Here is a 16,933-nt window from a genome sequence, read left to right on the forward strand (position 1 = left end):
CCGAGCCGGTATGGTGCGTGCTTTCTCAACCGGGTCACGGAGCCTTCACCATGAGCCTGCACGGTCAATACGATGCGCAGAACATCTTCGCCAAGATCATTCGCGGCGAGGCGCCCTGCTACAAACTGTACGAGGACGAGGACGTGCTCGCCTTCCTCGACCTGTTCCCGCAGTCCTACGGCCATTGCCTGGTGATCCCTAAGAATGCCCCGGCGCGCAACATCCTGGAGATCGACGACGCCAACCTGGGCAAACTGATGGCCGTGGTGCGCAAGCTGACCCAGGCGGTGGTCGACGAGCTGGAGCCGGCCGGTGTGCAGGTGGCGCAGTTCAACGGCGCTCCGGCCGGGCAGACGGTGTTCCATATCCATGTGCACATCGTGCCGCGCTACGACGGCGACAAGCTGGGCATCCACGCCACCAATCAGGGTGACGCCGAGGAGCTCAAGGCGCTGCAGGCGCGGCTGGTGAAGCGCATCAACGGCTGAGAAATCGGCTGGGGAAGAGGGCGCGCCGCTGATGTCGGCGCGCCCTTTTTATTGCCAGGGAGTTATTGCGGCAGGGCCAGGGCAACTTCCGGGCAGCGTGGCTCAGCGTCGCCCAGTTGCCGCTTGACCCACAGCTCGGCCTTGGTCTGCCAGCTGGCGAGATCGTTCTTGAGGATGGCGATGGCATCCTCGTCGCCGTTGGCTGCGGCCTTTTCCAGCCAGAGCTGGCTCTGTATCTGATCGACCGGCATGCCACTTCCATTGCCGCGGCTGTAGGCTTCGCTGAGGCTGAACTGAGCAAACTCGTTACCGTTCTGCGCTGCCTTGCACAGCCAGTACAGCGCCTTGCTATCGCTCGCCGTAAAGCGCTCGGTGGCTTCGTCGTAACTCATGCTGGCATACATATCCAGCGTGCCGCGGCTCTCGGACCAGTACTGTTCGCCCAGCAGGTACTGGGCCTGTGCGTCGCCTTGCTCGGCGGCTTTCTCCAGCCAGCTCATGGCAATGAACAGTTCCTCGGCGCTCTGCCGATCCTCCAGGTATTGGTAACCCAGCTCGGTCTGGGCCATGGCCAGGCCTTGTTCTGCGGCTTGCTCTAGCCAGTGCAGGGTGTGCTCCTTGCCGCCCGGCAGTAGATTATCGCGGTAGAGCATGGCGATCTCGAAGGCGGCGCGGCTGATGCCCTGCTCGGCGGCCTTGGCATACCAGAGTTCGGTGTTCGGGTAGTCCTGGTTGGTGTAGTAGGAGTAGCCGATGTTGAACTGGGCGCAGGCATCTCCTGCGTCGGCTTTGCTTTGGTATTCAGCGATGCTTTGCGGTTCGTGCTCGATCTCTACCTGGCAGCCAGGGGCGACTTCGGCCTGGGCGCCAAGGCAGATGAGCAGGGGCAGCCCGCTGATGGTGTGGGCGAGGGTGCGAAACAGAGGGCGCATGGATTCCATCCTATGGGTGGCCGGTTTGGCCGGCGGGGCCTTCCTTGGGGTGCGGGTGACGTCGAACAGACGTTTCGCGGGTGGGCGACCTTAGCCAGTTTGCCGGCCAGCAGACAAGCTGCCCGATGCCGAAGCGCGGCCTGGGTCGCGGCACTGGCCAGCTGGCCAGCATGAAAAAGGGCGTACCACTGACTGGTACGCCCTTCTGCTGTTGTGGTTACTCGTCCTTGGTGCCGCGCCGTTGGCCGGTCGCGGCATCTCGAAGGGGCAGTGCGGCCCGGTGCCGTGCGTTTAGCCGTTGTGGCTGTCGCTGCTGCGGCCGCCCCATTCCAGGTAGCGCACCTTGTGCACTTCGCCCTGGCTGTCGCGGTAGACCATCACGCTAGGCACCACGCCGGTCTTCTGCGAGTTGTCGGTGCGTTGCAGGACGCTGGCGACGTCGAGCTGCATGCCGTAGTGGTAGTCCTGCACCGGCACACCGGTGCCGATCTTGCCGGCGTCGTCGGCGAAGGCCAGCGGGGCGATGCTGGAGATCAGGGCGGAAACGATGGATGCGATTTTCATGCTGATGTTCTCCTGTCGATAGTGGGCCGAGGTCACCGGCAGCTGCTCGGTCGGGTGTGCGCAGGCTGTGCTGCGCGGGTCGCCGAGGCCGCTTGCGGCGGTTCGCTCTACGGGGCTAATCAAACCATCGCCGGCCGGGCCGGCAGAAATCGATGCTTGTGCTAGTGGGCATCAGTGGTGTCGATGCCGGCTCGTTCAGCGCGCCTGCAGCGCGCGCTGGTTGGACAGGTAGATGTTGTCCGGCTGCGGCACCTCGCCGGTCTCCAGCGCCTTCAGCCAATCATCGGTGCTGAGCACGGCGGCGAAGCCGGTGTGCATGACCACGGTGAACACCCGGTGGATCTCCTCGGCGGTGGCCGAGCCCATGGCATTGCTATAGGGCGGCGAGCCGGCGGCGTCGTGCAGCAGCTCGACGTTCCAGCCTTCGTGGTGGGCCTGACGCACGGTGGAGTCGTCGCAGTTGTGGGTCATGTAGCCGATCACGCTGAGGGTGTCGATGTCGTGCTGCTTGAGGTAGGCGGCCAGGTCGGTGCCGGCGAAGGAGCTGGCCATCTGCTTCTGGATGAAGTGATCACGCGGGCGCTCGCCCACCAGTGGGTGCAGCTCGGCGTTGTGGCTGCCGGTGGCGAAGATCGGCGCGCTTTCCGGCAGCAGGTGCTGGATGACGATCACCGGAATGCCGGCGGCGGTGGCGGCGTCCATGGCGCGGCCGATGTTCGCCATCGACTGCTCGATGGGCGGGTACTCGATACGCAGGTTGCCGGTGACATATTCGTTCTGTACGTCGATGACGATCAGGGCGCGTTTCGGTTGCTTGCTCATGATGGGTTCCTCTTGTTTTGCGTGGTGGTGGTCGATGGGCAGATTGTTCGCCCGTCGCGCCTGTCGCCGTGAGTGGCCCTGAAGCCAGCTTGCGCTAAGATCGGGCCAAATCTCCGGATCGGGACAACGCCATGTCTGCCCACCGCATCGCCGTGGTCGCCTTCGACCACATCACGCCATTCCACCTGTCCGTGCCCTGCCTGGTATTCGGCGACCTGGGTTCGGGTGCCGAGCTGTACGAGCTGCGCGTGTGCGCCAGTGCGCCGGGCGCATTGCCGACCACCGCCGGTTTCGCCCTGCAGGTCGAACACGGGTTGGAGGCGTTGCAGTGGGCGCAGACGGTCATCGTGCCGAGCTGGCATGACCCGGACGAGCGCCCGCCGCAGGCGTTGCTGGACGCCCTGGTGGCGGCCCATGCGCGCGGTACTCGGCTGGTCGGCCTGTGCCTGGGCGCCTACGTGCTGGCCGAGGCGGGCCTGCTCGATGGCTTGCGCGCCACCACCCACTGGGCCTGGGCTCGCGACTTCGCCGAGCGCTTCCCGAACGTGACGGTGGACGCCGATGTGCTGTACCTGGACGATGGCGGCCTGTTGACCTCGGCCGGCACCGCCGCCGGCATCGACTGCTGCCTGCACCTGCTGCGCCAGCAGCACGGCGCCGAGCTGGCCAACCGGGTAGCGCGGCGCCTGGTGGTGCCGCCGCATCGCCAGGGCGGCCAGGCGCAGTTCATCGAGCAGCCGCTGCCGGCTACCTCCCGCGACGATCGCCTGGCCGGCCTGCTGGACTGGGTGCGCGCCCATCTAGACCTGCCGCATAGCCTGGACAGCCTGGCCGAGCGCGCGTTGATGAGCCGGCGCACCTTCACCCGGCACTTCCGTCAACTCACGGGCATGACGGTGGGTGACTGGCTGCTGGCTGAGCGCCTAGCCCTGACCCAGCGCTTGCTGGAGAGCAGCGAGCAGAGCGTGGAGGCTATCTCCGGTCTGGCCGGCTTCGGCTCGCCGGTATCGCTACGGCATCACTTCGGCCGCGCCTTCGGTGTGTCGCCCAGCGCCTGGCGGCAGACCTTCCAGGGGCACTGATCGGGCTGGACGCGGAGCGCGGCGCTGGGCAAGGATGACGGCTTTTGCCGGAACCGGATCGCCATGCGCCGCCTGCCTTCACTCACCGCCCTGCGCACCTTCGAGGCCGCCGCACGTCACGCCCACTTCGGCCGCGCTGCCGCCGAGCTGTGCGTCACCGATAGCGCGGTCAGCCACCAGATTCGCCAGCTTGAGGAGCAACTCGGCACTGCGCTGTTCCAGCGCGACGGCCGCCAGGTGCGTCCCACGCCTCAAGCGCGGCGCCTGTTGCGCAGCCTGCAGCAGGCCTTCGAGCTGATCGGCGAAGCCTGCGACGAGTTGCGTGACCCCGGCTCGCAGGCGCAACTGCGTGTCGCGGTGACCGTGGAGCTGGCGCAGAAGTGGCTGGTCGGGCGCCTGGCGGACTTCTCTGAGCGTCACCCGCAGATCACCCTGCACCTGCACGATCAGCCGCTGGAGGCTCCGTTGCCGGGCGCCGAAATCGACCTGGCGATCACCTACGGCACCGGTCCGGAGGACGCCAGCGCCTACTTCGTGCGGCCGCTGCCGACCCTGCAGTTCTTCCCGGTGTGCAGCCCCGGCCTGTTCAACCAACTGCCACTCAAACACCCGCGCGACCTGGCGCGGCACTGCCTGCTGCACGACGATCAGGACGGCAAGACCTGGACCGCCTGGCTGACCACCCACGCCGGCGACATCCAGCCGGCGCGCCACCTGTACCTGGGCCATGCCGGGCTGACCATGGAAGCCGCGGCAAGAGGACAGGGCGTGGCCATCGGCGACAACCTGACCAGTGCCGAGGACCTGGCCAGTGGGCGCCTGGTTCGCCCATTCGCTGCCCAGGTGGCGTCGCTCGGGCAATACGCGCTGGTGTGCGAGCGCCTGCGTCTGGAGAAGCCGGCAGTGGCGCAGTTCGTCGAATGGTTCACCGATCAGCTGGCTGATATCTGAATTGGATTCATCTATCCCGCGATAATGGTCATTGGTCGCGGCCGCTCTGCCACGGGTACTGTCGAGCTATCCAACAGCCACCGACGAGTACCTAGTAATGGCCCGTTCCCTGACCTCCCTGCCCAAAGCCGACGGCTTCCGCCTGCCCGGTGAATTCGAACCCAAGGCCCGCTGCTGGCTCGGCTGGCCGGAGCGTACCGACGTGTGGCGCAACGGCGCCAAGCCGGCGCAGAAGGTCTGGGTGGAGATCGTCAGCGCCATCGCCAGCAGCGAGCCGGTGACCGTGTGCGCCTCGGCCAGCCAGTACGCCAACGCCCGTCGCCAGCTGCCGGCCCATGTGCGGGTGGTGGAGATGACCTGCAACGACACCTGGTTCCGCGACAGCGGCCCGGCCTTCCTGATCAATGACGACAGCGGCGAAGTGCGCGGTGTCGACTTCGAGTTCAACGCCTACGGCGGCCTCGACGGCGGTCTCTACTATCCGTGGGACAAGGACGACCAGATCGCCCAGAAGATCCTCGAGATCGAAGGCTACGACCGCTACCGCGCGCCCTTCATCGCCGAGATGGGCGGTATCCAGACGGATGGCCAGCGCACCCTGCTGACCACCGAGCAGTGCCTGCTCAACCGCAACCGCAACGCCCACCTGGGCAAGGACGAGGTGACCCGTCGTCTGCAGGACTACCTGGGCGCCGAACAGGTGATCTGGCTGCCGCGTGGCTGCAAATTCGACGAAACCGACGGTCATATCGACGACCTGGCCTGCTTCGTCCGCCCTGGCGTGGTGGTGATGCAATGGACCGATGATCGCAACGACCCGCAGTGGGAGATCTACCAGGAGGCCTACGACATCCTACGCAGCACCCGCGACGCCCAGGGTCGTGAGCTGGAGATTCACAAGCTGCCGCAACCGCGGGTGTTGGAGTGGACGGCCGAGGAGGCCGAGGGCCTGGATCAGGATGACGCGACCCACACGCGCCAGGCCGGCACGCAGATCTGCGCCTCCTATATCAACTACTACGCCGGCAACTCGGCCATCGTCCTGCCGCTGTTCAACGATCCGTGCGACCGCATCGCCCAGGCCACCCTGGCCGAGCTGTTCCCCAAGCACCGCATCCTCGGCATCGAGAACTCGCGGGAAATCCTGCTCGGCGGTGGCAACGTCGCCTGCATCACCATGCCGCAATATGCGGCGCCCAAGCGCTAGGAGGCCAGCATGAAGCTGCATGCCATCGCGGCTCTGGCCCTGGCTGTCTGCGCGCAAGTGCAGGCGGCGGAGCCGGCCAAGCAGGTCAACCTGTACATCTGGAACGAGTACCTGGCGCCGGACACCCTGTCGTCCTTCGAGCAGAAGACCGGGATCAAGGTGGTGGTCGATCACTTCGACTCGCTGGAAACCGTGGAGACCAAGCTGCTCACCGGGCGCAGCGGCTACGACCTGGTGCTGACCGCCGGCCAGCACCTGCAGCGGGCGATCAGCAGCGATGCCCTGCAGCCGCTGGACAAGGCGGCGCTACCGCACTTCACCGGGCTGGCACCGGAGTTCACCACGCACATGGCGGCGTTCGATCCGGGCAACCGCTACGCCGGCCTCTACGTGTGGGGCACCACCGGCTTCGGCTATCAGCAGGAGGCCATCGCCAAACGCCTGGCCAATGCGCCGACCGACAGTTGGGCGATGCTGCTCGACCCGGCCGTGGTGGCCAAGTTCGCCGACTGCGGGGTGAGCTTCCTCAACGACCCCAACGAAGTATTCGCCGCGACCTTCCGCTACTTGGGCCTGGACATCAACCAGCAGAACCTCGACGACCTCAAGCGCGCCGAGGCGCACCTGGCCAAGGTGCGGCCATACATTCGCTACTTCGACAACGACCGCAACATTGCCGACCTGGCCAACGGCGATACCTGCCTGGCGATGTCGTGGAACGGCAACGTGTCGATCGCCGCCGGCCAGGCGCAACAGGCCGGCAAACCGTACAGCCTGCACTACAGCATTCCGCGTGAAGGCACGCTGATCTGGTTCGACGCCATGGTGGTGCCGAAGGATGCGCCGCATCCCCAGGAAGCGCTGGCGCTGATGGACCACCTGATGACGCCCGCGGTGATCGGTGCCATCAGCAACACCATCTACTACGCCAACGCGGTGCCGGCGGCCAATGCCACGGTCGATCCGGCGATCCTCGCCGATCCGGGTACCTATCCGCCGGCCGAGGTGCGTGCGCAGCTGTACACCAAGAACGACAACAGCCCGGCCTTCAACCGCGCCCTGACCCGCGCCTTCAGCAAGCTGAAATCGGGGCTGTAGCGCGAACAGAAATATGCCAGCCCCATGAGCGGGGCTGGCGGGGGAGTGGCGCTGTCAGGAGGCGCCGGCCGGGGTACAGGTCAGGCGGGCGTCGCTCTGCTGGCCTCCGGCACGGGCTTCCACACGCAGGGTGGCGCTCTCGCCGGGTGCCAGCTGGGCCCGCTGCTGCTGCGGTTCGGTGGCGGTGGGGCCGGGATCGACCACGCATTCCACTATCTGGGTATCGCGGTTGGTCAGCTTGAGCAACAGGGTGGCGTTGCCGGTGACCGGGCCGGCGGCGCCGGTGTTGTCCTGGGCCGTCAGCGGGCTGCTGCTGGTTTCGATCTGCAGGCCGTTGAGCTGCTCGCTGATCTCGCCATCGGCCAATGCCAGTAGCGGTAGGCAGGCGGCCAGGCCGCCGCAGATAAGCATTGCTTTCATCTCGTTCTCCTCGCGCGTGCTGTTGGCCTGTAGAGGCCGGAAGCGTGCGCCAGGTTCAGGGATTCTGCCGGGTACTTGAGCCGCGGCGCCTAACCGCCAATACTGGGCCGACCCCAGGTATGCCCAAGGAGGGCTCCCATGCGTTCATTGCTCGCTGTTCTTCCCCTGGTTGTATTGGCTGGTTGTTCGTCGTTCCGCCCCGATGCCGAGAACATCACGCCGGTACCCAGCGATCGCCTGCTGGCATACCAGGACGAGCAACCGAACGGCGGCCGACTGATCGTCAACCGCGACATGGGCGTGATGGGCGGCGGTTGCTACGTGGCCCTGGAAGTGGATCGCAAGCTGGCGGCGCGTATCGCCATGGCCGAGGTGGTTAGCTTCAACGTGCCGGCCGGCACCCGCGTGTTGGGCCTGACCGTCGACAAGATGGACGACACTCTGTGCGGCATGGGGCGCCTGCACAAGGAGCTGGCGGTGAAGGTGACGCCGGGCAGCACCCAGTACTTCCACGTGGTCAGCGAGAACAAAGGCGGCTTCGACATTCGCCCGGATGCCAATCCGCCGCAGCCCTGAGACGGGCAACCCAGGGGAGGGCTACTAGACTGCTGGTAGCCCCCGGCTGGTCCAGCGTGTCTGTCCCGGGCAGGAGTCCTCTCTAGCCGCCAGGGATTGCGCCATGCCGACCAGCTTCCGACTTCGTTCCCTGATCATCGTCACCTTCCTCCTGCTGATCTGCGGCATCGGAGCGCTTACCGCGCTGCTGGCCTATGAGCGCAGCGCCGATGCGATTCGGCGTCAGGCGCTGACCAGGGCTGTCGATGTGGGCGCTGCCGCCACTCGCGAGTTCTTCCGTCTTACCGCTCCGGTGCGTTCCGGCGTCGAGCTGCTCGGGCTTAGCCGCCTGCCGCGCATGGATGCGGTTGAAGGGCAGCTGCGCGCGCTGCCCTTCATGGCGACCATGTTGCATACCTCGTCGGCAGCCAGGGGGTTCTACTTTGCCGATACCAGCGGCTCGTTGTTCTATGTCCGCCGCGCGCAACAGCCCCTGGACAATACTGCCCCGGCCAATAGCGCCTATGTCGCACTGAGTATCGTGCGGGCTGGGGACAAGGTGCAGGCGCTGCGCCTGTATTTCGATCTCGAGCTGAACGAGTTGGCCCGGCATGCCGATGCGGAAGTTGCCGGCCTCGACCCGCGCCAGCGGGCTTGGTATACCCAGGCCATGGCCAGCCATGAGCTGATTCGTACCGGCGCCTATACGTTTTTCAGCAGCGGTGAGCGCGGCTACACGGTGGCAATGGCCACCCAGGATCGCCAGTTCGTCGCGGCTGCCGATTTTCGCCATGCCCTGCTCAACGAGGTGCTGGGCAGATATCGCCTGACATCCTCGACGCGCATGCTGTTGCTCGATGAGCAAGGCATGGTGATCGCATCGGATCGGGGTGAAGACTTCCTCAAGGACCTGGAGGGAGGGGTAGATGCCCGGAAGCTCGGCCTGCAAGCCCTGGCCCAGCTGGTGGAAATGCCCGAAGGGAAAATGCAGCAGTTCTCGGGTGATCGGCGCGACTGGTACCTGCAACGACTGAGCCTGCCGCACAAGAGCGGCGGGCCGCTGTACCTGGGCATCGCCATACCTGCCGACGAGTTGCTGAAAGACGCCCGTGATATCCGCAACGCCATCCTCTTGCAGACCCTGGTTATCCTGCTGCTCAGCCTGCCCGTGGCGGTCTGGCTGTCCGGTTTCCTGGTCGATCCCATCCTGCGCCTGGCTGCCGCCGCGGAGCGGCTGAACAACTTCGAGTTCAACGAGCCACTGGAGCTGCCCACCCGCATCGTCGAGGTACGCCAGTTGGCGGCGAACCTGAATCACAGCCGGGTGACCCAGCAGCGCTTCGTCGAGCTGGCCCTGCAGCTCAACGACGAACGCGACTTCGAGCGCCTGCTGCCGACCCTGCTGCGCATTACCACCGAGGCCTGTCAGGCTATCGGTGGCCTGCTCTATGTGAAGCACAGTGCCGACACCCCCCCGCGCCTGATGGCGGGGCGCTGGGGCGCGCGCGTGCTGGAGGTGGCCAGCGATGCGCCGTCGTTCGCGGTGAGCGATGCCATGCGCTCGCGCCATTCCGAGCTGCGCGAGGCGGACCCGCAGGCCAGCGCCGCGCTCGGCTTGCCGCCCAGCCTCAGCGTGGCCGTGCCGCTGTTCACCCGCCAGGGGCACGGTGCTGGGGTGCTGGTGCTGTTCTTCGAACATGCGCCAGCGCATAACGAGGTGCGCTTCATCGAGGCACTGGCCGGCTTCGCCGCGCTGGCCCTGGAGACGCGTGGCCTGCTGGAACGGCAGAAGGCGCTGTTCGAGTCCTTCATCCAGCTGATTGCCAGCGCCATCGATGCCAAGAGCGCCTACACCGGCGGTCACTGCTCGCGGGTGCCCGAGGCGGCGCGCCTGCTGGCCGCAGCGGCCTGCGCGGAAAGCCATGGCCCCTACGCCAGCTTCGCCATGAACGAGCACGACTGGCAGGCGCTGCATATCGCCACCTGGCTGCACGACTGCGGCAAGGTCACCACGCCGGAGTACGTGGTGGACAAGGCGACCAAGCTGGAGACCCTCTACGATCGCATCCATGAGGTGCGCATGCGCTTCGAGGTGCTCAAGCGCGATGCCGAGATCGACTACCTGCGGGCCGTGCAGACCGGCACCGACGAGGCTCAGGCCCGCGCCGCACGTGATCAACTGCTGGCCACGCTGGACGAGGAATTCGCCTTCGTCGCCGAGTGCAACACCGGCTTCGTCGACGACGAGCGTCTGCAGCGCCTGCAGCGGATCGCCCAGCGCACCTGGCTGCGCACCCTGGATGATCGCCTGGGCATCTCCGGCGAGGAGCGCCAGCGCAAGGAACGCCAGCCGCTGGTGGCAGTGCCCGTGCTGGAGCCGCTGCTGGCCGATCGCCCCGAGCAGTGTGTCGAGCGGCGCGCCAGCGAGCGCTACGAGGCGGACAATCCCTGGGGCTTCCGCATGCCGATCCCGGAGCTGCTGTACGACCGTGGCGAGCTGAAGAACCTGTCGATCCGCCGCGGCACGCTGACCGAGGAGGAGCGCTACAAGATCAACGAGCACATCGTGCAGACCATCCGCATGCTCACCGCCTTGCCGTTTCCGCCGGAGCTGGCGGCGATACCGGAGATCGCCGGTGGCCACCACGAGCGCATCGACGGCAAGGGCTATCCGCGCGGCCTGACCGGCGAGCAGCTCAGCCCGCAGGCGCGCATGCTGGCGATCGCCGATGTGTTCGAGGCGCTCACCGCGCGCGACCGGCCCTACAAGCCGAGCAAGACCTTGAGCCAGGCGCTACGCATCATGCGCAGCATGTGCGAGGAGGGCCATCTGGATCGCGAACTGTTCCGTATCTTCGTCGCCTCGGGAGCGTGCCTGGAGTATGCGCAGCGTTACCTGGACGAAGATCAGCTGGATGCTCGCGACCTGAGCCAGTTCGTGCCGCCTGCGGCGGCGTGAGGCGCGGGGCTTGCCTTGCCGCCCGCGATGGCCTCAACTGCAGCATGCACATCACTGGGGGATGCACGATGGTCGGTATCGCACGAGTTGCCTGGGTCGCCTTGTTGTTCTCCGCCATGCCGGTGCTGGCCGCCGAGTGGCCGGCGGGTGTGCGCGACACCTTCCAGCAGGGCTGCGTGAAGAGCGCGGGCGAGGCCTTGGGCCAGGAGCGCGCCGGGCTCTACTGCAAATGCACGGTGACGCGCATCGACCGCGACTTCAGCACCGCCGAGGTTGCCGCGTTGGAGAAGGCCGACCTGCCCGAACCGCTGATCAAGCGCCTGCAGCAGGTGTCGCAGCAGTGCCTGCAGGCGCTGGGTGGGCAGGGCTAGCGGTAGCGGTCGAGTATCTGCTCGAACTCGCCGGCGTTGCTCATCTGCACCAGCGCGCGCAGTAGCGGCATGGTCGGCACGTCCGGTTCGTCGCGTACCAGGCAGGCGACCACATCGGCGGAGATTTCCTCGAGGCGCTGCAGGCGGCGAGGCGGGGGTTGCTGGCTGTTGAACCAGTCCAGGGTCATTTCATTGCTGACGGCGAAGCGGTAGCGCCCGGCCTCCAGTTTCTCCAGCACCAGCTTCTGCGTGCGCGCATCGTCGCGGTGCAGGTGGCCGCTGGCAAACAGCGGCTCCAGGCGTGGATAGCTGAAGCCCAGCACGGTGCCGATCAGGTCGCCGTCGCGTTGCCCCGGCCGCTCGATCTCCTTGGCGCGGCCGACGATCAGGTCGCGCTGAACCATGAACGGCACGCTCCAGATGTACTGGTGGTGCGACTCTTCCAGCCAGGCTGGATTGACGTAGCAGCGCACGTCGATCTGGCCGCGCACCAGCATCTGCTGCACGCGCCGGCGCGGCAGCACCGGCATCTCGGCGCGGCGGCCGATCTTCTGCGCCAGACGGCTTTGCAGGTCGAAAAGGATGCCGCCAGCCGCTTGGCCCTGGGCGTCGTAGCGCATCATCGGCATGGCCCAGCTCTCGGTTACCGAGAAGCGGATGGGGCGCTCCTCGGCCAGGACTTGGGCGCAGAACAGCAGCAACGCGATGGGCAGCAGACGCATGGGGCTCCCGGACATGAGGGTGGGCGAGCGGGTGGCGCGCTTGGAGCACAGCTTAACCGCCGCGAGGGTGGCTGCAAGGTTCATGCTAGGGGCGCCAGAGCGGGTCGTTGAGCATCAGCTCGCAGGCCCAGTCGGTGAAGGCGCGAACCCGCGCCGAGAGGTGCCGCGAGTAGGGGTAGACCAGGCTCATGGTCATGCTCTCGAGCTGCCAGTCCGGCAGGACTTCCACCAGCTTGCCCTCGGCCAGCGGTTGCTGCGCCTCGGCGGCGGGCACCGTGGCGAAGCCCAGGCCGGCCTCGGCAGCGGCGATATAGGCACCGCCGCTGTTGAAGCGCATCGCCGGCTCCTGCTCGATAAGGAAACTCTCCTCGCCGCGGCGCAGCACATTGACCTTCTGCCGGCCGCTGCCGGGAAAGACGAAGGCCAGGTAGCGCAGGTTGGCGAGCTGGCTGGGGTGCTCCAGTGGCGGGTGCTGGGCCAGGTAGCCGGGCGTGGCGCAGACGATGAAGCGCATCTGTCCGATCGGCCGGCAGACCAGGTCCGGGGTGTTGACCGGGCCGCCGCGGATGGCGCAGTCCACACCTTCCTGAACCAGGTCGACGACGCGCTCGCTGCAGCCGACGTCGAGGCGCACCAGCGGGTGGCGGGCGACGAAGTCGGGCAGGGCGGGGATGACCAGGAAGCGCCCGACCGGCGAGGGCATCTCCACCTTGACCCGGCCATGGGCCACGCCACGACTGTGCGAGACACTGCTTTCCAGCTCGTCGAGGTCCTCCAGCACGGCGCGGACGCGCTCGTAGTAGGCGCTGCCATCGGTGGTCGGCGATACGCGGCGGGTGGTGCGGTGCAGCAGTTTGACGCCGAGCTGCGTTTCCAGCGCCAGCACCTGGCCGGACACCGTGGTCTTGGCCAGGCCCATGGCTTCGGCGGCGCGGGTGAAACTGCCGAGCTCGACGATGCGGCAGAAGGCGCGCATGGCTTCCAGGCGGTCAAAGGCCATTGTCCGTTTCTCCGCACAATGTTTACGAGTAAGGCCAATTTATCTCGTAAACGCCGAGCAATACAGTGGCGACCAATCCCGGCACGACGCCGGCCTACTTTGGAGACGCCAGCATGATGACCAGCAAACGCAACAACTATCACCAGACCGCTCCCCACGTGTTCAAGGCCATCTACGCCCTGGAGCAGGCCCAAGCCGCCTTCGGCCTGGAGGCTTCGCTGCGCGAGCTGATCAAGGTGCGTGCTTCGCAGCTCAATGGCTGCGCCCTGTGCGTGGACCTGCACAGCAGCGATGCGCTGCAGCAGGGCGAGTCGGCGCGGCGCTTGCTGGCGCTGGGCGTGTGGGAGGAGGCGCCGTTCTTCAGCGAGCGCGAGCGTGCCGCGCTGCTGTGGACCGATACCCTGACCCTGCTGGCCGAGCGGCATGCGCCGGATGCGGTGTACGCGGAAGTGGCCAGGCACTTCGACGAGAGCGAGATCGCCGAACTGACCCTGGCCATCGCCACGATCAACGCCTGGAACCGCTTCGGTGTCGGTTTCGCCATGCAGCCGGCGCTGTGAGGCGCTGAGCCGCTGCACTCCCATCACCACCCGCGCGGGCCGGAGGTCACCATGCTGCATGCCGTGCTGATCGAGACGCTGACTCTGGATGAGTCGCTGGTGCGCCAGCGCCTGGCAGCGCTGGGCGAGTCCTGTGCATGGCGCCTGGAGCCACGGCCAGCCGGTTGGCTGCTGTGGCTGGAGGAGTCGGCCGCGGCCGAGCGCCTCTGCGGTGCGTTGCTGGGCTGCGGCTGGGTCAGGCGGCTGAACTTCGCCGCCGCGCAGCCTGTTTACGATCTGGCGGGCTGAGGCTCAGCGCGTCAACGGCAGGGCCAGGCCCATCGCCGCGAACAACCCGCCGCAGCAACGATTGAAGCCACTCCCGGCTCGTTCCAGCCAGGGTCGGGTGCGCTGCGCGGTGCGCGCCAGCAGGTATTCCACCACGCCCTCGACGATGGCGAAGGTGGCGGCCATCAGCGCGAACTGCAGCCACAGGTTGCGCGCCGGGTCGATGAACTGCGGCAGGAAGGCGCCGAAGAACAGGATCACCTTGGGGTTGGACAGGGCTGACAACAGACCCTGGCGGAACAGCTGGATGCCCGGGCGCGGCGCGGCCGATTCCAGTGGCGTGAGGTGCAGCGCCGGTGCGCGCCAGAGCTGGATGCCGAGCCAGATCAGGTAGGCGGCACCGACCCACTTGAGCACCAGCAGGGCATGTGCCGAGGCCTTGAGCAGGGCGGCCAGGCCGAACATCGACAGGGCCATCAGCAGGACGAAGCCGAGCATGCCGCCGGTGACTGTCCATAGCGCGCGGCGGTGGCCGTAGAGCGCACCGTGGGTGAGGGCGAGCAGGCCGTTGGGGCCGGGCGTCAGCGACAGGCCGAAGACGGCGGTGAGATAGATCAGCCAGATGTGCAGGGCCATGGAAGCTGCCGAATGAAGTCGAGGGATGCTGCTGACGCTAACCGAAGGTGATGCCGGTCACAAGCCGAGCAGGTCGCGCGCGTGCCGCAATGGCGCGCTAGAGCCGCTGGCGTTTGCGGCACGACGGTGTGGCGCTGCGGGCATTCATGTTGGGTTAACAATCGCTGCTTAACTTCTAGCGCTCCCCGGTCTGGGGATGCGCCATAACAACAACGAACCATAAGGAAATGTAGCGATGCGTGCTCTCGCAGCCCTCACCCTGCTGGCCGTCAGTGCCCAGGTCAGCGCCCAGTGCCCCGACTTCCAGAGTCCCGCCAACCCGCCGAGCTTCAGCAAGCCGGCGAAGAAGAACTTCCGCAATTTCGGCAGCCAAGTGCTGGCCGGCCTGTACAAGCCCTGGCACATGGTCCACGACCAGATGGTACGTAGCGGCCAGGCCGCCACCATCACCGCCAAGTTCGACTATGACGCGGTGCTGCACAAGGATCTGGAGGGCGAGTACGTGCACGCCTACCTGTACGGCACCGGCATGAACGGCTGGAGCTACCTGGGCCGCTACACCACCGACAGCGACGGCAAGATCAACGTCGCGCTCGGCGCCCGGCCGGTGGGCGAGTACCGCGTGCGCTTCGTGGTCGAGGGTGATCTCAGCCAGGTCGACGGCTACCTCAGCGTGGTCGATCCGAATCGCCCGGCGGTGCTGTTCGACATCGACGGCACCCTGACCATCAACGACTTCGAGGCCTACGCCGACTATGTCGGGGTGAAGACCGCGCAGGCCTACTACTACGCGCCGCAGACGGTGAAGGCCTATCGCGACAAGGGCTACCAGCTGGTGTTCCTCACTGCGCGGCCGTACTGGGTGACCAAGGATGCGCGGCAGTGGTTCGACACCCAAGGCATCCCGCAGTGGCACTACCGCTCCAACCCCTATGGCGACGGGCCGATCCCGCCGGATACCCAGGCGCACAAGACCAACTACGTGAAGTACCTGCGCGAACAGGTCGGCCTGAATATCGTGCGCGCCTATGGCAACGCCACTACCGATATCGCCGCCTATGCCGATGGCGGGATTCCCAAGGCGCAGACCTGGATCATCGGCCAGTACGCCGGAACCAGCGGCACCCAGTCGGTCGGTGGTGACTACAGCTATCACTACAGCACCGTGGTGGCGGCGACTCCGCCGGCCAACTGCAACTGATGTCGTGACTGAGAAAGCCTTTTTCGGGAGCGCGAGCTAGCGCCAGGCTAGGCGGAAGCGGCCGAGGGTGCGGAGTTTACGAGGTGTAAATGAGCAGCCCGAGGCCGATTCCAACGACGCATGGCCGACGCGCAGCGTCTTCGAAACAGGCTTTCAGACCCGGTCGGCCAGGGCCAGCTTCACGCCCAGCAGGGTGAACAGGCCGCCGGTGCAGCGCTCCAGCCACAGGCCGACACGCCGCCCGATCTGCAGGCGCTGTTGGGCGAAGGCGGTGGTCAGCGCCAGGAAGTGGCACCAGAGCATGCCGTTGATGTTGAAGATGGCGCCCAGCAGGAGGAAGGCCAGGGCCTTGTGCTCGGCATCCGGGCTGATGAACTGCGGCACGAAGGCGAGGAAGAACAGCGCCACCTTGGGGTTGAGCACGTTGGTCAGGAAGCCCTGGGCGAAGATGCGCCCGTAGGGCTGCGGCGGTAGTTCGTTGGCTTCGGGTTCGACCGCCTCCTTGCGCTTGGCCAGCAGCATGCCGATGCCGATGTACAGCAGGTAGGCCGCGCCGATCAGCTTGACCACCATGAAGACCGTGGCCGAGGTGGCGAGCAGGGCGGACATGCCCAGCGCGGCGGCGACTATGTGCACGCAGGTGCCGGCGCCGATACCCAGTGCCGCCGCCGAACCGGCGCGCCAGCCCTGGGTGGCGCTGCGCGCCATGATCAGCAGGGAGTCGGGGCCGGGGGCCATGTTCAGCAACAGGCCGGAAATGACGAACAGGGCGAGGTCGTGGGTGCCGAGCATGGCCGGGTGGGTCCTGGTGGTGAGGAGGCTCAATGCTGCGCCTTCCTGAGTGGCCGGTCAAAGCGCCTGTGTGTCGGTATCGCGCGTGAGTTCTCGCGTGTTTATGACGTAATTGCCGAAAATAGCCGCATAAGTCCTGTGTCTTTCCCGCCGGATCGTGCATCTCCTGAACACCTGGGCGCGCGCCGCCAGTCGGTGCCGCTTCGCCATGGCAGCGCCGCAGGCCCCGGCTATGGCACACTCCGCTCTTTGCAGCGTGCTGTGCCACTGCCTGGTTCGCGCCACCGCTGCAACCGAATTCGCGCC

Annotated in this window: 19 protein-coding genes; 11 read left to right on the plus strand and 8 right to left on the minus strand. The window is 66.5% G+C overall.

The features are described 5' to 3' along the window. Window positions 1-50 precede the first annotated feature (50 nt). Window positions 51-488, plus strand: coding sequence for an HIT family protein (locus tag IP89_RS20240; RefSeq protein WP_043311540.1), 438 nt, complete (start codon window positions 51-53; stop codon window positions 486-488). Window positions 489-550: 62 nt separating this feature from the next. On the opposite strand, the gene IP89_RS20245 is transcribed toward IP89_RS20240, so the two are convergent. The 3 genes from IP89_RS20245 to IP89_RS20255 form a co-directional block, all read right to left on the minus strand. Beyond that, entirely contained in the window at window positions 551-1,420 is an 870-nt protein-coding gene (locus IP89_RS20245; RefSeq protein ID WP_177326911.1) for a tetratricopeptide repeat protein, read from the minus strand. Window positions 1,421-1,711: 291 nt separating this feature from the next. Next, complete coding sequence (locus IP89_RS20250; protein ID WP_043311541.1) at window positions 1,712-1,984, minus strand: DUF2790 domain-containing protein; 273 nt, start codon at window positions 1,982-1,984, stop codon at window positions 1,712-1,714. A 195-nt stretch (window positions 1,985-2,179) separates the two neighbouring features. Next, window positions 2,180-2,809 carry a cysteine hydrolase family protein gene (locus IP89_RS20255; RefSeq protein ID WP_043311542.1) on the minus strand — a complete coding sequence of 210 codons (630 nt, stop codon included), beginning with the start codon at window positions 2,807-2,809 and terminating at the stop codon, window positions 2,180-2,182. 128 nt (window positions 2,810-2,937) lie between these two features. Here IP89_RS20255 and IP89_RS20260 point away from each other — a divergent pair, with 128 nt between their 5' ends. The 4 genes from IP89_RS20260 (at window position 2,938) to IP89_RS20275 (ending at window position 7,144) form a co-directional block, all read left to right on the plus strand. After that, a complete protein-coding gene (locus IP89_RS20260; RefSeq protein WP_043311543.1) occupies window positions 2,938-3,888 on the plus strand; it encodes a GlxA family transcriptional regulator in 951 nt (316 codons plus the stop codon). 63 nt (window positions 3,889-3,951) lie between these two features. Next, window positions 3,952-4,839: a LysR substrate-binding domain-containing protein gene (locus IP89_RS20265; RefSeq protein WP_043311544.1), complete on the plus strand. Its 888-nt coding sequence runs from the start codon at window positions 3,952-3,954 to the stop codon at window positions 4,837-4,839. Between the two features lie 97 nt (window positions 4,840-4,936). Then, a complete protein-coding gene (aguA, locus tag IP89_RS20270; RefSeq protein WP_043311545.1) occupies window positions 4,937-6,046 on the plus strand; it encodes an agmatine deiminase in 1,110 nt (369 codons plus the stop codon). A gap of 9 nt (window positions 6,047-6,055) precedes the next feature. Next, on the plus strand, window positions 6,056-7,144 hold the full coding sequence (locus IP89_RS20275; protein ID WP_043311546.1) for an extracellular solute-binding protein: 1,089 nt from the start codon (window positions 6,056-6,058) through the stop codon (window positions 7,142-7,144). Between the two features lie 54 nt (window positions 7,145-7,198). Here the strand turns inward: IP89_RS20275 and IP89_RS20280 are convergent, their stop codons facing one another. Beyond that, complete coding sequence (locus IP89_RS20280) at window positions 7,199-7,564, minus strand: hypothetical protein (RefSeq protein WP_043311547.1); 366 nt, start codon at window positions 7,562-7,564, stop codon at window positions 7,199-7,201. A 138-nt stretch (window positions 7,565-7,702) separates the two neighbouring features. Here IP89_RS20280 and IP89_RS20285 point away from each other — a divergent pair, with 138 nt between their 5' ends. The 3 genes from IP89_RS20285 (at window position 7,703) to IP89_RS20295 (ending at window position 11,449) form a co-directional block, all read left to right on the plus strand. After that, a complete protein-coding gene (locus IP89_RS20285; protein ID WP_043311548.1) occupies window positions 7,703-8,140 on the plus strand; it encodes a hypothetical protein in 438 nt (145 codons plus the stop codon). A 103-nt stretch (window positions 8,141-8,243) separates the two neighbouring features. Beyond that, window positions 8,244-11,078, plus strand: coding sequence for an HD domain-containing phosphohydrolase (locus IP89_RS20290; RefSeq protein ID WP_043311549.1), 2,835 nt, complete (start codon window positions 8,244-8,246; stop codon window positions 11,076-11,078). A 68-nt stretch (window positions 11,079-11,146) separates the two neighbouring features. Next, a complete protein-coding gene (locus IP89_RS20295) occupies window positions 11,147-11,449 on the plus strand; it encodes a hypothetical protein (RefSeq protein WP_043311550.1) in 303 nt (100 codons plus the stop codon). Here the strand turns inward: IP89_RS20295 and IP89_RS20300 are convergent. Further along, window positions 11,446-12,171, minus strand: a complete 726-nt coding sequence (locus tag IP89_RS20300) for an ABC transporter substrate-binding protein (RefSeq protein ID WP_043311551.1) — start codon at window positions 12,169-12,171, stop codon at window positions 11,446-11,448. The genes IP89_RS20295 and IP89_RS20300 overlap by 4 nt on opposite strands. An 85-nt stretch (window positions 12,172-12,256) precedes the next feature. Then, window positions 12,257-13,171, minus strand: a complete 915-nt coding sequence (locus tag IP89_RS20305) for a LysR family transcriptional regulator (RefSeq protein WP_043311552.1) — start codon at window positions 13,169-13,171, stop codon at window positions 12,257-12,259. Window positions 13,172-13,287: 116 nt separating this feature from the next. On the opposite strand from IP89_RS20305, the gene IP89_RS20310 reads away from it, so the two are divergent. Both IP89_RS20310 and IP89_RS20315 read left to right on the plus strand, forming a co-directional pair. Continuing rightward, window positions 13,288-13,731: a carboxymuconolactone decarboxylase family protein gene (locus tag IP89_RS20310; protein ID WP_043311592.1), complete on the plus strand. Its 444-nt coding sequence runs from the start codon at window positions 13,288-13,290 to the stop codon at window positions 13,729-13,731. A 51-nt stretch (window positions 13,732-13,782) separates the two neighbouring features. Beyond that, a complete protein-coding gene (locus tag IP89_RS20315) occupies window positions 13,783-14,019 on the plus strand; it encodes a hypothetical protein (protein ID WP_043311553.1) in 237 nt (78 codons plus the stop codon). 3 nt (window positions 14,020-14,022) lie between these two features. On the opposite strand, the gene IP89_RS20320 is transcribed toward IP89_RS20315, so the two are convergent. Further along, complete coding sequence (locus IP89_RS20320; protein ID WP_043311554.1) at window positions 14,023-14,634, minus strand: LysE family translocator; 612 nt, start codon at window positions 14,632-14,634, stop codon at window positions 14,023-14,025. 235 nt (window positions 14,635-14,869) lie between these two features. Between IP89_RS20320 and IP89_RS20325 the strand changes: the two genes are divergently transcribed. After that, entirely contained in the window at window positions 14,870-15,835 is a 966-nt protein-coding gene (locus IP89_RS20325; RefSeq protein WP_043311555.1) for a lipin/Ned1/Smp2 family protein, read from the plus strand. Window positions 15,836-15,988: 153 nt separating this feature from the next. On the opposite strand, the gene IP89_RS20330 is transcribed toward IP89_RS20325, so the two are convergent. Further along, window positions 15,989-16,660: a LysE family translocator gene (locus tag IP89_RS20330; RefSeq protein WP_256203174.1), complete on the minus strand. Its 672-nt coding sequence runs from the start codon at window positions 16,658-16,660 to the stop codon at window positions 15,989-15,991. Window positions 16,661-16,933: the final 273 nt, after the last annotated feature.

Source organism: Pseudomonas sp. ML96 (assembly GCF_000761545.1).
Classification (GTDB): Bacteria; Pseudomonadota; Gammaproteobacteria; order Pseudomonadales; family Pseudomonadaceae; genus Aquipseudomonas.

Coding starts and splice junctions, on each gene's coding strand:
- IP89_RS20240 (WP_043311540.1), top strand. CDS start 51: ATGAGCCTGCACGGTCAATACGATGCGCAGAACATCTTCGCCAAGATC.
- IP89_RS20245 (WP_177326911.1), bottom strand. CDS start 1,420: ATGCGCCCTCTGTTTCGCACCCTCGCCCACACCATCAGCGGGCTGCCC.
- IP89_RS20250 (WP_043311541.1), bottom strand. CDS start 1,984: ATGAAAATCGCATCCATCGTTTCCGCCCTGATCTCCAGCATCGCCCCG.
- IP89_RS20260 (WP_043311543.1), top strand. CDS start 2,938: ATGTCTGCCCACCGCATCGCCGTGGTCGCCTTCGACCACATCACGCCA.
- IP89_RS20265 (WP_043311544.1), top strand. CDS start 3,952: ATGCGCCGCCTGCCTTCACTCACCGCCCTGCGCACCTTCGAGGCCGCC.
- aguA (WP_043311545.1), top strand. CDS start 4,937: ATGGCCCGTTCCCTGACCTCCCTGCCCAAAGCCGACGGCTTCCGCCTG.
- IP89_RS20275 (WP_043311546.1), top strand. CDS start 6,056: ATGAAGCTGCATGCCATCGCGGCTCTGGCCCTGGCTGTCTGCGCGCAA.
- IP89_RS20280 (WP_043311547.1), bottom strand. CDS start 7,564: ATGAAAGCAATGCTTATCTGCGGCGGCCTGGCCGCCTGCCTACCGCTA.
- IP89_RS20285 (WP_043311548.1), top strand. CDS start 7,703: ATGCGTTCATTGCTCGCTGTTCTTCCCCTGGTTGTATTGGCTGGTTGT.
- IP89_RS20290 (WP_043311549.1), top strand. CDS start 8,244: ATGCCGACCAGCTTCCGACTTCGTTCCCTGATCATCGTCACCTTCCTC.
- IP89_RS20295 (WP_043311550.1), top strand. CDS start 11,147: ATGGTCGGTATCGCACGAGTTGCCTGGGTCGCCTTGTTGTTCTCCGCC.
- IP89_RS20300 (WP_043311551.1), bottom strand. CDS start 12,171: ATGCGTCTGCTGCCCATCGCGTTGCTGCTGTTCTGCGCCCAAGTCCTG.
- IP89_RS20305 (WP_043311552.1), bottom strand. CDS start 13,171: ATGGCCTTTGACCGCCTGGAAGCCATGCGCGCCTTCTGCCGCATCGTC.
- IP89_RS20310 (WP_043311592.1), top strand. CDS start 13,288: ATGACCAGCAAACGCAACAACTATCACCAGACCGCTCCCCACGTGTTC.
- IP89_RS20315 (WP_043311553.1), top strand. CDS start 13,783: ATGCTGCATGCCGTGCTGATCGAGACGCTGACTCTGGATGAGTCGCTG.
- IP89_RS20320 (WP_043311554.1), bottom strand. CDS start 14,634: ATGGCCCTGCACATCTGGCTGATCTATCTCACCGCCGTCTTCGGCCTG.
- IP89_RS20325 (WP_043311555.1), top strand. CDS start 14,870: ATGCGTGCTCTCGCAGCCCTCACCCTGCTGGCCGTCAGTGCCCAGGTC.